The sequence below is a fragment of the Christiangramia sediminicola genome (assembly GCF_031344135.1).
In the GTDB taxonomy this organism is placed as follows: domain Bacteria; phylum Bacteroidota; class Bacteroidia; order Flavobacteriales; family Flavobacteriaceae; genus Christiangramia; species Christiangramia sediminicola.
Genome location: NZ_JAVJIU010000002.1, coordinates 85,328 through 98,986, shown reverse-complemented (window position 1 = coordinate 98,986; position 13,659 = coordinate 85,328). Strand labels below are relative to the sequence as shown.

Annotated in this window: 12 protein-coding genes; 8 read left to right on the top strand and 4 right to left on the bottom strand. The window is 37.7% G+C overall.

Features of this window, described 5'->3' with window-relative positions; all coding sequences use genetic code 11:
- Window positions 1–14: 14 nt before the first annotated feature.
- Window positions 15–731, bottom strand: a complete 717-nt coding sequence (gene bshB1, locus RE431_RS04235; protein WP_309560722.1) for a bacillithiol biosynthesis deacetylase BshB1 — start codon at window positions 729–731, stop codon at window positions 15–17.
- An 18-nt stretch (window positions 732–749) separates the two neighbouring features.
- Window positions 750–1,898 carry a trans-sulfuration enzyme family protein gene (locus RE431_RS04230; protein ID WP_309560721.1) on the bottom strand — a complete coding sequence of 383 codons (1,149 nt, stop codon included), beginning with the start codon at window positions 1,896–1,898 and terminating at the stop codon, window positions 750–752.
- 177 nt (window positions 1,899–2,075) lie between these two features.
- Here RE431_RS04230 and RE431_RS04225 point away from each other — a divergent pair, with 177 nt between their 5' ends.
- From RE431_RS04225 to RE431_RS04210, 4 genes are all read left to right on the top strand, one after another.
- Entirely contained in the window at window positions 2,076–3,122 is a 1,047-nt protein-coding gene (locus RE431_RS04225) for an NAD(P)-dependent alcohol dehydrogenase (protein ID WP_309560720.1), read from the top strand.
- 2 nt (window positions 3,123–3,124) lie between these two features.
- On the top strand, window positions 3,125–3,502 hold the full coding sequence (locus tag RE431_RS04220; protein ID WP_309560719.1) for a PH domain-containing protein: 378 nt from the start codon (window positions 3,125–3,127) through the stop codon (window positions 3,500–3,502).
- A 145-nt stretch (window positions 3,503–3,647) separates the two neighbouring features.
- Window positions 3,648–4,883 carry an imidazolonepropionase gene (gene hutI, locus RE431_RS04215; RefSeq protein ID WP_309560718.1) on the top strand — a complete coding sequence of 412 codons (1,236 nt, stop codon included), beginning with the start codon at window positions 3,648–3,650 and terminating at the stop codon, window positions 4,881–4,883.
- A gap of 1 nt (window position 4,884) precedes the next feature.
- Complete coding sequence (locus RE431_RS04210; protein WP_309560717.1) at window positions 4,885–5,880, top strand: formimidoylglutamase; 996 nt, start codon at window positions 4,885–4,887, stop codon at window positions 5,878–5,880.
- Here RE431_RS04210 and treA read toward each other — a convergent pair.
- Window positions 5,867–7,501, bottom strand: coding sequence for an alpha,alpha-trehalase TreA (gene treA / locus RE431_RS04205; RefSeq protein ID WP_309560716.1), 1,635 nt, complete (start codon window positions 7,499–7,501; stop codon window positions 5,867–5,869). The two genes, RE431_RS04210 and treA, sit on opposite strands and share 14 nt — an antisense overlap.
- A gap of 97 nt (window positions 7,502–7,598) precedes the next feature.
- Between treA and RE431_RS04200 the strand changes: the two genes are divergently transcribed.
- The gene (locus RE431_RS04200) at window positions 7,599–8,063 is read left to right on the top strand and encodes a GNAT family N-acetyltransferase (RefSeq protein WP_309560715.1); all 465 of its coding nucleotides are present in this window, start codon (window positions 7,599–7,601) and stop codon (window positions 8,061–8,063) included.
- A 62-nt stretch (window positions 8,064–8,125) separates the two neighbouring features.
- Complete coding sequence (locus RE431_RS04195) at window positions 8,126–8,935, top strand: MBL fold metallo-hydrolase (RefSeq protein WP_309560714.1); 810 nt, start codon at window positions 8,126–8,128, stop codon at window positions 8,933–8,935.
- 705 nt (window positions 8,936–9,640) lie between these two features.
- Here RE431_RS04195 and sucC read toward each other — a convergent pair.
- Window positions 9,641–10,834, bottom strand: coding sequence for an ADP-forming succinate--CoA ligase subunit beta (gene sucC / locus RE431_RS04190; protein ID WP_309560713.1), 1,194 nt, complete (start codon window positions 10,832–10,834; stop codon window positions 9,641–9,643).
- A 225-nt stretch (window positions 10,835–11,059) separates the two neighbouring features.
- Between sucC and RE431_RS04185 the strand changes: the two genes are divergently transcribed.
- The gene (locus tag RE431_RS04185) at window positions 11,060–12,235 is read left to right on the top strand and encodes an MFS transporter (protein WP_309560712.1); all 1,176 of its coding nucleotides are present in this window, start codon (window positions 11,060–11,062) and stop codon (window positions 12,233–12,235) included.
- 108 nt (window positions 12,236–12,343) lie between these two features.
- Complete coding sequence (lysA, locus tag RE431_RS04180) at window positions 12,344–13,579, top strand: diaminopimelate decarboxylase (protein WP_309560711.1); 1,236 nt, start codon at window positions 12,344–12,346, stop codon at window positions 13,577–13,579.
- Window positions 13,580–13,659 lie beyond the last annotated feature (80 nt).

The window sequence follows — 13,659 nt, the reverse complement described above, 5'->3', positions numbered from 1 at the left end:
AGAAAAAATTTCAATTAAATGAGGTCAAATATTGAATCTACTGCCACATTTCGTTCTACATTAAATCCTTCGGCATGATCTGTATTAATAAGTCTTCCCATATCCTGAGCACGGTAAGTGATGCTATCCAGAAAGTTACTGCTGGAAATTGGAGTTTGAGGCTCTTTGCTATTCTCGTCAAAAAACTGGGAACGGTATGCCAGAACCGATTCTAATTTTTTATCTAAATAACCTGAAATATCAACTACAAAATCTGGCTGAAGGTTTTTCCATTGTATATAATGAAAAACATGTTTAGGTCTCCAGGCAGCTTGTTTGTTTCCATCCATGATTGTTTCAATCTTCCTCAATCCGCTAAGAAAACAGGCATCGCTAACAAGTTTTGCTCCTTTGCCATGGTCTATATGACGATCGTCAACTGCATTACATAGAACGATCTCAGGCTGATATTTTCTAATGATCTTGATGATCTCGAGCTTGTGGGCTGTGTTATTTTCGAAAAAAGCATCACTGAACTCAAGATTATGACGCATTTTGACTCCGAGTATTTCCGCAGCATCTTTTGCTTCTTTATCCCTTATTTCAGCCGTCCCTCTTGTTCCCAGTTCTCCTCTGGTAAGATCAAGGATCCCTACTTTTTTACCGCGATCTACTTCTTTCGCAATTGTTCCTGAGCAGCTTAGTTCCACATCGTCGGGATGCGCTCCCACTGCCAGTATATCTAATTTCATAATTGTTTATTCTGAATATTACTTTACTGATTTTATTGCCTGTGTAAGATCTTCTATCAGGTCTTCGGCTTCTTCTATACCTACTGAAAATCTTAACAAGTTGTTCTTGATTCCCTGCTTTAATCTTCCCTCTTCACTTAACAGTCCGTGAGAAGTCTTTGAGGGTAATAGAATAGTACTTTCCACTCCGGCAAGACTCATGGAAGGTTTTATCAATTTCAAGGCTTTCATGAATTTTGAAGCATCGAACGTTTCGTTCAGCTCAAATGATAACATTCCACCAAAACCTTTCATCTGTGATTTTGCAAGGTCATGATCTGGATGATCCTTTAATCCCGGATAGTAAACATTAGAAACATCCTTATGATCGTTCAGAAATTCAGCGAGCTTTTGAGCGTTCTCATTTTGCGCTTTAACCCTGATACCCATTGTTTTAATACTACGCTCCAGTAACCAGACGGTATAATCACTCAAGCTACCTCCAAAATTCTTAGCCATCTGGAAGATCCTGTCAATATTCTCTTCAGAAGAAATAACCGTTCCGGCAAGGATATCACTGTGACCACCCATATATTTTGTTGCGGAATGTATTACCACATCAATTCCAAAATCGATCGGATTCTGATTAACCGGCGAAGCAAAGGTATTATCTATCATACTTACCAGATCATGTATTTTAGCAAGTTCTGCAACAGTTTTCATATCTGTGATACGAAGTAAAGGATTGGAAGGCGTCTCTATATAGATCACTTTCGTATTTTCCTTTATTTCAGCTTTAAGTGAATCGGCTTTAGCATCTTTAGCAAAGCTATACTCAATCCCGAACTTGTCAAATTCCTCAGTCGCAAGGTTACTTGTTCCGCCGTAAAGCGAATCCTGAAAAACCACATGGTCACCGGCCTTTAAAAAAGCCATTAACGAGGTACTTACTGCAGCCATGCCACTACCAAAGATCAGCGACGCTTCTCCATGTTCCAGAGCTGCCATTTTTTTTGCCAGAGCGACCTGGTTCGGAGTATTAAAATATCTTGGGTATCTCTTGGTTTCAACATCTTCAAAAGCGTAAGAAGTAGACATATACAAGGGAGAAACCGCTCCTTTAAATTCATTGTCTTCCAATTCTCCCACGTGAGTGCATATTGTGTTGATCCCTTTAGAATTATTCATACAGTATTTTTAATAAAATTTGAGCTCTAATGTACTAAGATTTCTTATAAATAGAATTATCTACCACTTTTGGAAAGCCGGCATTGAGACAGACGTTAATTAAAGTTAAACCTTACCTTAATTTCTGGCCAGGCCTATCATTTTTGGGTAACTTTCAATAAATATAAAAATTGAACCATGAAGAATGTAAATGCATACGCAGCGAAATCTAATGATGCCGACCTGGAACCTTTAGATATCGAAAGAAGAGAGATCTTAGATGATGACGTGAAAATAGAGATAGATTACTGTGGTGTTTGTCACAGTGATATTCATCAGGTTAGAAATGATTGGGGAAACAGTAAGTATCCAGTAGTCCCAGGTCATGAGATCATTGGTCGGGTAATAGAAGTTGGAAAGAATGTAAAAAACTATAAAGAAGGTGATCTTGTTGGTGTTGGTTGCATGGTAGACTCCTGCCAGAAATGCCAGTCCTGTAAAGACGATCTTGAGCAATATTGCGAAAACGGGATGACGGCCACTTATAATGGGAAAGATAAACATCTTGGCGGTCATACTTTTGGAGGTTATTCTGAAATGATCGTAGTCAAAGAAAAATTTGTACTGAAAGTTCCTGAAAACCTGGATACCAAAGCTGTTGCTCCATTACTTTGTGCCGGGATCACCACCTGGTCTCCACTAAGACAATGGAATGTAAAAAAAGGTGATAAAGTTGGAGTTGTTGGTCTTGGTGGACTTGGACACATGGGTGTGAAATTTGCCAGCGCTCTAGGTGCGCATACGGTTATGATCACCACTTCCCCAAGTAAAGCTGAAGACGCAAAGAGACTTGGAGCTGATGAAGTTCTTATCTCTAAAGATGAAGATGCCATGAAGAAGCATCAGGGAACTTTTGATTTTATCCTGAATACCGTTCCGGTAGGACATGATACAAATCCATACATTGGCCTGTTGAAGCGTGATGCTACGATGACTCTTGTTGGAGCCATTGATAATGTAGATCTACACGGAGGAGGCCTTATTATGGGCAGAAAAAGACTTGCCGGATCATTGATTGGCGGAATTAAAGAAACTCAGGAGATGCTGGATTTCTGCGGAGAACATAATATTGTTTCAGATATAGAAATGATCGATATCCAGAACATTAACGAAGCTTACGACAGGGTTGTAAAATCTGATGTGAAGTATAGATTTGTAATAGATATGAAATCAATTAAGAACTAAGAATGAGTATACTTTCTTCACTTTTAGGAAATGCCGGAGCTATTAAAAACGAGGAGCTTCAGGAGAAATACGGTAAATTATTAATCCCATCGGAAAGTATCGAAGCTGGTTTTAAGATCATAAGAGATACCTTCATTTTCACGAATAAACGACTCATTCTGGTAGATGTTCAGGGGCTTACAGGCAATAAAGTGGAATACTTTTCAGTACTCTATAAAAGTATAACCAGGTTTAGCGTAGAAACTGCCGGCAGTTTTGATCTGGATGCAGAGTTAAAGATATGGATCTCTGGAGAGCAGAATCTGTCTATTTCTAAAAAATTCAATAAGAAAGTAGACATTTATGAAGTTCAGAAACTGCTTGCCCAATTTACTATGTAAGCGAAAATATTAATATTATGAAAGCCACTTATTTAAATTAGATAAGTGGCTTTTCTTTTAAAGAAATACTAAGAACCAATATTTTCTAAACTGAGTTCATATCTTTGCTTTTTAGCATTTGTTCAACGATCAATCCAAAAAATATATGAGTTTACTTCTAACCAATATCAAGGAATTATTACAGGTTAGGGAGAATAATATCCTAAAAGTTTCTGGCAGCGAAATGAAAAAGCTTCCAACCATCAAAAATGCCTGGATGTATATCGAAAATGATAAAATTACTGATTATGGTTCTATGGATAAACTTCCGGAAATTAAGGCTGATGAAACTATAGATGCTTCCGGAAAGATCATAATGCCTGCCTGGTGTGATTCACATACTCACATTGTTTACGCTGGAAATCGTGAACAGGAATTTGCTGACAGGATCAATGGATTGAGTTATGAGGAGATTGCCAACAGAGGTGGTGGAATTCTGAATAGCGCAAAAACCCTCCAGGAAACTCCGGAAGATGAAGTGTACGAGCAATCTGCAAAAAGGCTGGAAGAAGTGATGAGACTTGGAACTGGAGCCGTAGAGATCAAATCTGGCTATGGTCTTACAGAGGAAGCTGAACTTAAAATGCTTCGCGTGATCAATAAGCTAAAAGAGAACTACGATATTTCAATAAAATCGACATTCCTTGGAGCTCATGCAATTCCGAAGGATTATAAGAACGATCCTGATGCTTATATGGAATTAGTCATCAATGAGATCCTTCCTAAAGTTGCAGAACAAAACCTGGCAGAATATGTAGATATCTTTTGTGAACAGGGATATTTTACGGTTGAAGACACGAATAAGTTACTCAATGCGGCTAAAAAATATGGTTTGAAACCAAAGATCCATGTGAATCAATTCAATGCCATAGGTGGCGTGAAGGCAGGCGTAGATCATAATGCTTTAAGCGTAGACCATTTAGAAGTAATGACAGATGAAGATATTGAGGCATTAATAGGTTCAGAAACCATGCCTGTTGCTCTTCCCTCCTGCTCATTATTTTTGAGTATTCCTTATACGCCAGCTAGAAAGATACTGGATGCAGAACTTCCATTAGCATTGGCTACAGATTTTAACCCAGGAAGCACCCCAAGCGGAAATATGAACCTTGTTGTATCCCTTGCCTGCATCAAAATGAAAATGACTCCGGAAGAAGCAATTAACGCAGCTACAATTAACGGAGCTTATGCCATGGAATTAAGTGATTCTCATGGTAGCATTACTAAAGGAAAAAAAGCTAATTTTATAGTAACCAAAGAAATACCTTCCTATACTTTTCTGCCTTATGCCTTCGGAACTAATTCGATCGATTCGGTATATATAAACGGTAAACTAGTGTAATATGAAAGGCTTAAAGATCTATCATCCTTCAGATATTAAAAGATTTATCTCCAAAAGAAAAGGTGAAACCAAATTTGGAGAGCAAATTCAATTTGTTCGTGATATTGATAAGCTGGACGAGTTGTCTTCAAAATATGTCTTGCTAGGCGTAAAAGAAGATATTGGAGTTAGGGCCAATCACGGTAAACCTGGAACTTCACAAGCCTGGGAAGCTGCCTTAAGATCACTGGTTAATATCCAGGTGAACAGATTTAATGATCCTGAAAATGTTGTTTTATTAGGTGAATTAGATTGTGAGGAATTAATGGAAAAAGCCTCCTATCTTGATGAATCTGATCCTAATTATTTTCCCAAACTTGGTGACCTGGTAAAACAGGTAGATCAATTACTTTCAGATGTTATTGAAAAGATCATTTCAAAAGGGAAAATTCCGGTAGTGATAGGCGGCGGACACAACAATGCCTACGGAAATATTAAAGGAGCAGCGAAAGCTTTAAAGAATCCGATCAATGTGGTGAATATAGATGCGCATACAGATCTAAGACAACTTGAACATCGTCACAGCGGGAATGGTTTCAGCTATGCTATCGAAGGTCAGTATTTGAGAAAATACACGGTTTTTGGTTTGCATAAGAATTATACTCCCAAGTATATTTTCAAGGAAATGGATACTTCAGAAAATATGGAATATTACCTGGCTGAAGATCTAATGAAATTCCCTGATGAGATCCTAAGAAGGTTTCAGCAATGCCTTGAAATGACCGATCATATAAAGTTCGGACTGGAACTTGATTGTGATGCGATCGCTAATTTCCCTAGCAGTGCCAAATCACCTGCAGGTTTTTCTGTAAATAACATCCGTAATTTTATTCAGAGCGCTTCAAAAAGTGGAAACTGTTGTTATTTCCATATCTGTGAAGCAGCACCGGAAAAAGAAAATGCAGATCAGGTAGGCAAGGCTCTTTCTTATTTTATTAGTGATTTTATTTCAGACTAGCTTCTGAAGATAGTTTCTGGTAAACACCATTGGTCCAGCCAAAACCATCCTGCGTTGGATATTCTCCTCCACCACTCTCTTTGCTAAGGTCTTCCACATTGTATTTTTCCAGCATTTTAAATGTGCGATCATAAACATCCTTATTTAACTTCAGCCATCTTGAAGTGATCGTAGCAGAAAGTTCATTCTGACCATAATTCTGAAGTCCCTTTACAGATAACCACTGCAAAGGAGCCCAGCCATTAGGCGCATCCCACTGTTCACCGGTATGATATGGCGTGGAAACTAATCCGCCGGGTTTTAAAAATGTTTGTTCGATAGTTTCGGCAATTTTTTCAGATTGATCTTGTGTCGCAACTTTGAAGAAAAGCGGATAAACACCAGCCAGAGACAGCTGTTCGGTTGTTTGTTCTTTCTTAAAATCATAATCCATAAAAAAGCCGTTTTCCTGATTCCAGTGGTATTTTAAAAGTGCCTTTTTTCGACTCTCTGCTTTTTGACTAAAGCTTTCCGCTTTTTCATTATCACCTGAAATTCTAGCTGCTTCAGAAATAGTCATTTCCAGATTATACATTAATGAATTAAGATCAATTGGAACTATATCAGTTGTATAGATCGTAGACAGATCAAATTTCCCATTGGCATCTTTACTTAACCAGCGACTGGAAAAATCCCAGCCAGATTCAGCTCCTGCCCGCAGGTTACGGTAAACCTGTTCTTTGGTTAGTTCTGGATTTTGCGCAACCGCTTCTGATGCAGTTTTCACATCTTCACGATAACTTTCAGGCCGTGGCGTATTATTATCATCCCAGTAACGATTCAGAATCTCTCCATCAGGCATTTTCACTACGCGCTTGCTTGCAGTTATATCAACCAGGCTCAAACTACCATTCATCCAGAAATTATATTCCCTTTCCAGTTCAGGCAGGTAATTAGCCAGAACTTTTTCTCCTTTAGATTCGGCTAGCACTTTTACCATCATCGCAAAAAATGGAGGTTGAGACCTGCCCAGATAATACGTCCTGTTCCCGTTTGGTATAAAGCCATATTCATTGATAAGAAATGCAAAATTGTCAACCATATTCTCAATGGTCTCTATTTCGCTATCTTCCTGTAGTCCAAGCATAGTGAAATAACTATCCCAATAATAGATCTCTCTGAATCTTCCACCAGGAACTATATAGGGCTCAGGTAATGGAATTAATGTTCCTGATCTTTCTTCATCAGCAGGTCTTTTTAAAACATCCCATAATTTACCGATATGAGTTCTTATGGACGATGAATCAATTTCAAATTCAAAATCATTACCCGGTAAATCAAAATGTTGATCAACGAAATCAGTAATCCCATTTTTAGTGGTATCATCCAGCATATTATAACGCTGTCTTATCAGGCTCACATTATATTGGGGTTTTACATCAACGAAGGTTTTACTGTCTGGAAATATCTCCATGGTTTGTACATCGTAAAAAAGATCTCCATAAAGTTCAGCAGGTGGGAGGATTTCTATCTCGTTTTCAATTTTCTCCAGCTCCTGTTCTGGATCGGGACCGATCTTACAGGAAACTAATAAGGCTATTACAAGTAGATATTTAATTGAAAATAAGAATGATTTTTTCATACCGAGGGTTTTATGCTTTATAAATATAAGTGAATTTAAAGTTCCTATTATCTAAAGTCATTTTTCAAACTATTTAATAATTTTGAATCATAAATAGATGAGTATGCAAATAGTATCGTGGAAACCTGAGTATTCAGAAGAATTCAGGAAAATGAATATTTACTGGTTAGAAGAATTTTTCTGGGTAGAACCACATGATGAGGATGTATTAGGGGACCCCAATAAATATATTATAGATCCCGGTGGAACGATCTTTTTTGCATTAGAAGAAAATAACGTTATCGGCTGCGTTGCATTAATGAAAATTAAAGAGGATATTTTTGAGCTAACAAAAATGGCGGTAAAACCGGAATATCGTGGGAAGAAGATCGGTCACCAGCTAATGCAGCATTCTATTGAATTTGCAACGGATCAAAACTGGGACTCTCTTATTATCTATAGCAATCGTAAATTAGAAAATGCCATCCATTTATACCGCAAATATGGATTTAAAGAAATTCCTATCGCAAAAGACAACCCCTACAGCCGTGGCGATATTAAAATGCAACTAAAGCTTTCTTAATTCTTTACTAATTGGGAAGCCTCTCCATGTTGTCTTTTTTACATTTAGATAAAATTTTCACTATGAGAAAAATAGCTACCCTAATTGCAATTAGTATCCTACTAATTGGATGTAAGAATGACAAGAAATCTGATGAGAATGAGGCTAAAACCGAAATAGCTGAAAACAGGACTTCTTCTAATGAAATGGAATCTGATTCCAGCGAAATTGAGATCACTCCTATCTCTCACGCAACCGCAGTATTTAAATGGGGAGGAAAAGTATTTTATACCGATCCAGTTGGCGGTGCAGCCGCATTTGAAGGAAAAGCAAAACCAGACTTTATTCTGATCACTGATATTCACGGAGATCATATGAATGCTGAAACCCTAAATGCTTTGGAATTGGAAGATACCAAGATCATCGTGCCGGAAGCAGTACAGAAAAAGCTACCGGAAGAACTTCAATCTAATTTAATGGTCATGAATAATGGTGAAACCCAGGAAATTATGGGATTCACGGTTAAGGCTATACCTATGTACAACCTTCCGCAGACCAAGGATGCTATGCATGTAAAAGGTCGTGGGAACGGTTATGTCCTGGAAATGAATAATGAAAGACTTTATATCTCAGGAGATACAGAAGATATTCCTGAAATGAGGGATTTGAAAAATATAGATGTAGCTCTTGTTTCTATGAATCTTCCTTACACCATGCCAGTAGATCAGGCGGCAGATGGCGTTCTAGCCTTTAAACCTAAAAAGGTAATTCCTTATCACTATCGTGGAAAAGATGGATTTTCTGACGTGAATAAATTTAAAGAACTGGTTAATAAAGGTGATGAGAATATTCAGGTTGAATTGATGGAATGGTATCCTGAGAAGGATAAATAATCTAACAATAAGAAGCCGTCTTTCTTTACATTTTGCATACGAAGATTGCAAAATTTTTATGTTGGCTAATTCAAATTTAACAGCATGTCAACGCAAATGCTTTTAAGAGAAAGACGGCTTTTCATATTTTCAAAAAACCTTACTTAAATATAGATACTAAATAAGGATTTAACAAAATTAATTAATCATAATTCATTGATTATCACATATATTTAACGTTATTCTAATAATGAATATATATTAATCAATTTTCATTTTTCTACACATTCAACTTCCGATTCTGCTTTTCCTTATCGCTATTCTCAAACGTGGCTACAAACTGCAGATTTCACCGAACAGCTTTGTACAACTTTGGTCTCATCAAACTGCATGTGATTTACTTTGTAATTGAAAAAATGATCTACATTTTCAACACTGGTCTCATTTGAAAGTGCTGCTACCTTCAATTCTATTATCGGAGCTAAACTCGCCTTTGCGGCAATCGCACAAAAAATAATCGCAATTAGAATAAAATAGATCCTTTACATAATCTTTATTTGGTTGTTCTATTTAAAAGACGATTATAAAATTTAATCGTTACACTAAACTTTTTAATTTAACATTTTGAAAATCAGATTACTATCATATTCTAACGGGTAGTAATTAATTTAATTGCATAAAAAAAGCCCGACATTTCTGCCGGGCTTTTTTCTATAATTAAAAGTACTATGAAAGCACTTCCTGTACTTTATCTGCAGCTTCCTGAAACTGTACAGCACTGTACACTTTAAGTCCACTATTATCAATTAGTTCTTTTGCTATATCTGCATTAGTTCCCTGTAAACGTACAATGATTGGCACATTCATAGCATCTCCCATATTTTTAGAAGCGTCTACAATTCCTTGCGCCACACGGTCACATCTTACAATACCTCCAAAGATATTTACCAGAATAGCTTCAACTTTATCATCTTTAAGGATCAATCTGAAAGCTTCCTCTACTCTCTTTGCATCAGCGGTTCCTCCAACATCAAGGAAGTTTGCAGGTTCTCCACCAGCTTGCTTAATAAGGTCCATGGTTGCCATTGCAAGTCCGGCACCATTTACCATACATCCAACATTTCCATCAAGATCTACATAGTTAAGACCCACTTCTCTGGCTTCAACTTCTGTTGGATTCTCTTCACGAACATCACGCATTTCAGCATAATCTTTATGACGGAAAAGTGCATTATCATCTAGAGTTACCTTTGCATCAACTGCCATGATTAGATCATCACTGGTTTTTAATACCGGATTGATCTCGAAAAGTGAAGAATCAGACTTTTCAAAAGCTTCGTAAAGAGACATTACGAATTTCGTCATCTCTTTAAAACCTTTACCGCTAAGTCCAAGGTTAAAAGCAATACGACGTGCCTGGAAACCAAGCAATCCTGTAGCAGGATCTATTTCTTCAGTGAATATAAGGTCTGGAGTTTCTTCAGCAACAGTTTCGATATCCATACCACCTTCGGTAGAATACATGATCATGTTACGACCAGTAGCACGGTTAAGCAACACAGACATGTAGTACTCTTCCGGCTCATTATCTCCTGGATAATAAACATCTTCAGCTACAAGAACCTGGTGTACTTTCTTACCTTCTGCAGATGTTTGAGGAGTTACAAGATTCATCCCAATGATCTCTCCTGCAATTTCTTCAACCTCTTTCAGGTTTTTAGCAAGTTTTACACCGCCACCTTTTCCACGACCACCAGCATGCACCTGTGCTTTGATCACGTGCCAACCGGTTCCGGTCTTTTCAGTTAGTTCTTTTGCAGCATCAACTGCTTCTTTGGCATTTCTTGCCACGGTCCCACGTTGAATGCGAACTCCGAAGCTGTTTAAAATCTCTTTTCCTTGATATTCGTGTATATTCATAATCAGCTATTTCTTCTGTATTAATTATGGAAGGCAAAAGTAACAAATACATACTATTGTACCAATCTTTTTTGAGCTTCTTAACGCTTGATGAATCGTGGAAATCCAATATTCTTCAAGGCTTTGCGAAATACGCTCTTAGCACGAAAAGGTTATCGTAGAAAAATCTTATATTTCTGGCAATAAAAAGCATTCTCCAGTAAATTAGTCATTTAATAGTTGCTTATGAAAAAGGCTTTACTGGCATTAGCCATTGGTGGGTTTGGAATTGGAATGACGGAATTTGTGATCATGGGAATATTGCCAGAAGTTGCAGAAGCTCTATATATTACCATTCCACAAGCCGGACATTTTATATCGGCCTACGCTCTGGGAGTTGTAGTGGGTGCACCGCTACTTACTATCTTCGGAAACAAACTGCCCCCGCACAAGGTATTATTGGGATTAATGGTTTGGTTCACCGTATTCAACACACTGTCAGCCTTCTCCAGTTCTTATACTTTATTATTAATCTCGAGATTTCTTTCCGGGCTTCCTCACGGTGCATTCTTCGGAATTGGTGCCGTTGTTGCCGGCAAACTCGCAAAACCCGGTAAAGATGCTCAGGCAATTGCTACCATGTTTACAGGACTTACCGTAGCGAACGTTATTGGAGTTCCGCTTGGAACCTATCTTGGTCAGAATTTTGAATGGGGCGTGGCCTTTCTTGCAGTTGGTGTGGTAGGTGTTTTGGCTGTTTTAAGTGTAAAGTTCTGGATGCCTGAATTGCCAAATAATGAATCTAACGGATTGAAAAAAGATCTAAAGGTTTTGAAAAAGCCAGAACTATGGATGGTCATCCTTCTCACAACAATTGGAACCGGAGGTTTCTTTGCCTGGTATAGTTATATCGCCCCTTTAATCACCGATGTTGCTGAACACAATGAAGATATTGTGAGTTATGCTATGATCCTTGCGGGATTAGGTATGGTTGCCGGAAATTTTTTAGGAGCCAAACTTGCTGAAATGTTCAGCCCAATTAACGCAGTTATAATCGCTTTAATACTAATGGTGATCGCCCTGCTATCAAATACTTTTCTTGCATACAACCAGATAGGTGTATTGATAATGACATTTATAATTCCGGTGATCGCATTCTGTATCGCCACACCTATTCAAATGGCAGTGATCAATTCAGCTAAAGGATCTGAAATGTTAGGATCTTCATTGAACCAGAGTGCCTTTAATATGGGAAATGCCAGCGGTGCATATCTTGCAGGCCTACCAATCGCCTATGGCTACGGAATCGTATCTGCACAATATGTTGGAGCTGCCATGGCAGGAATTGGAATTTTCATAGGTCTTGGAGTAATCATGATTAGGAGACAACAGAAAGCTCAGCTGGAACTAAGCAGTTCATAATTTAGAAAGTTTCATAAATAACAAATTGTATAAATCGGTTATATTTGATACAAGCCTTATTCTCTACTGAATAAGTAATATATTTTTGCTGAAAATATTTAAGACGAAATGACCCAGAAAGATCTCCTTTCAATCACTAAAGAATTTGGTAGTCCGGTATATGTTTATGATGCCGAAAAGATCATATCACAATATAAGAGGTTAACCGATGCTTTTAAGGTTAATGAACTTAGAATTCATTATGCTGTCAAGGCGCTTTCAAATATCTCCATTCTAAAATTACTGAATTCGCTTGGCTGCGGGTTAGATACTGTTTCTATTCAGGAAGTAAGACTGGGATTAAAAGCTGGTGTAGATCCTTCTAAAATCATTTATACCCCTAACGGTGTTTCTCTTGAAGAGATCGAGGAAGTTGTAAAACTAGGAGCGCAGATAAATATTGATAATCTTTCAATTCTGGAGCAATTTGGAAGCAGGCATCCGGAAATCCCTGTTTGCATCAGGATCAATCCTCATGTGATGGCTGGTGGAAATTCTAAGATTTCTGTGGGTCATATCGATTCAAAATTCGGGATTAGTATTCATCAAATGCCTCACTTAATGAGGATCGTTGAGAATACGGGAATGCATATCAACGGTATACATATGCATACCGGAAGTGATATTCTTGATATCGGTGTTTTCCTGCATGCTTCGGAGATCTTATTTGAAGCTGCGAGAAACTTTAAGGAATTAGAATTTATCGATTTTGGAAGCGGATTTAAAGTTCCCTATCGTGAAGGTGATATTGAAACAGATATTGAAGAACTTGGAACACAATTAACCCAGAAATTTGAAAAGTTCTGCAAGGAATACGGGCGTGAACTAGCTCTTGCTTTTGAACCAGGAAAATACCTGGTAAGCGAAGCAGGTAAGTTCCTCGCCAAGGTGAATGTGATTAAGCAAACAACCTCAACCGTATTTGCCGGAATAGACACAGGTTTTAATCATTTAATAAGACCGATGTTCTACGGTTCTCATCATGAGATAACAAACATTTCAAATCCAGAGGCAAAAAATCGATTTTATAGCGTTGTAGGTTACATCTGCGAAACTGATACTTTCGGAAACAATCGCAGAATTTCCGAAATAAGAGAAGGTGATATCCTGAGTTTTAGCAATGCCGGTGCATACTGCTTCTCAATGGCCAGTAATTTTAATTCGAGATATCGCCCCGCTGAAATCTTATGGTATGATGGGAAAGCTCATCTTATTCGTGAAAGAGAAACCTTCGAAGATCTTACCAGGCATCAAATCGAAATGAATTTTGATACTTCACCAAAAGAACTTGTTGAAAAAGAATAGAAAAAGCAGCCAAATGGCTGCTTTTTTTTATCCCTCAATCAGTTCATTTTTTTTTATACTTAGAAATCTAGCAATCAGAG

Excerpts from the sequence above, each read along its gene's own strand:
- bshB1 (WP_309560722.1), bottom strand. The coding sequence starts at position 731 with ATGAAATTAGATATACTGGCAGTGGGAGCGCATCCCGACGATGTGGAA.
- RE431_RS04230 (WP_309560721.1), bottom strand. The coding sequence starts at position 1,898 with ATGAATAATTCTAAAGGGATCAACACAATATGCACTCACGTGGGAGAA.
- RE431_RS04225 (WP_309560720.1), top strand. The coding sequence starts at position 2,076 with ATGAAGAATGTAAATGCATACGCAGCGAAATCTAATGATGCCGACCTG.
- RE431_RS04220 (WP_309560719.1), top strand. The coding sequence starts at position 3,125 with ATGAGTATACTTTCTTCACTTTTAGGAAATGCCGGAGCTATTAAAAAC.
- hutI (WP_309560718.1), top strand. The coding sequence starts at position 3,648 with ATGAGTTTACTTCTAACCAATATCAAGGAATTATTACAGGTTAGGGAG.
- RE431_RS04210 (WP_309560717.1), top strand. The coding sequence starts at position 4,885 with ATGAAAGGCTTAAAGATCTATCATCCTTCAGATATTAAAAGATTTATC.
- treA (WP_309560716.1), bottom strand. The coding sequence starts at position 7,501 with ATGAAAAAATCATTCTTATTTTCAATTAAATATCTACTTGTAATAGCC.
- RE431_RS04200 (WP_309560715.1), top strand. The coding sequence starts at position 7,599 with ATGAGTATGCAAATAGTATCGTGGAAACCTGAGTATTCAGAAGAATTC.
- RE431_RS04195 (WP_309560714.1), top strand. The coding sequence starts at position 8,126 with ATGAGAAAAATAGCTACCCTAATTGCAATTAGTATCCTACTAATTGGA.
- sucC (WP_309560713.1), bottom strand. The coding sequence starts at position 10,834 with ATGAATATACACGAATATCAAGGAAAAGAGATTTTAAACAGCTTCGGA.
- RE431_RS04185 (WP_309560712.1), top strand. The coding sequence starts at position 11,060 with ATGAAAAAGGCTTTACTGGCATTAGCCATTGGTGGGTTTGGAATTGGA.
- lysA (WP_309560711.1), top strand. The coding sequence starts at position 12,344 with ATGACCCAGAAAGATCTCCTTTCAATCACTAAAGAATTTGGTAGTCCG.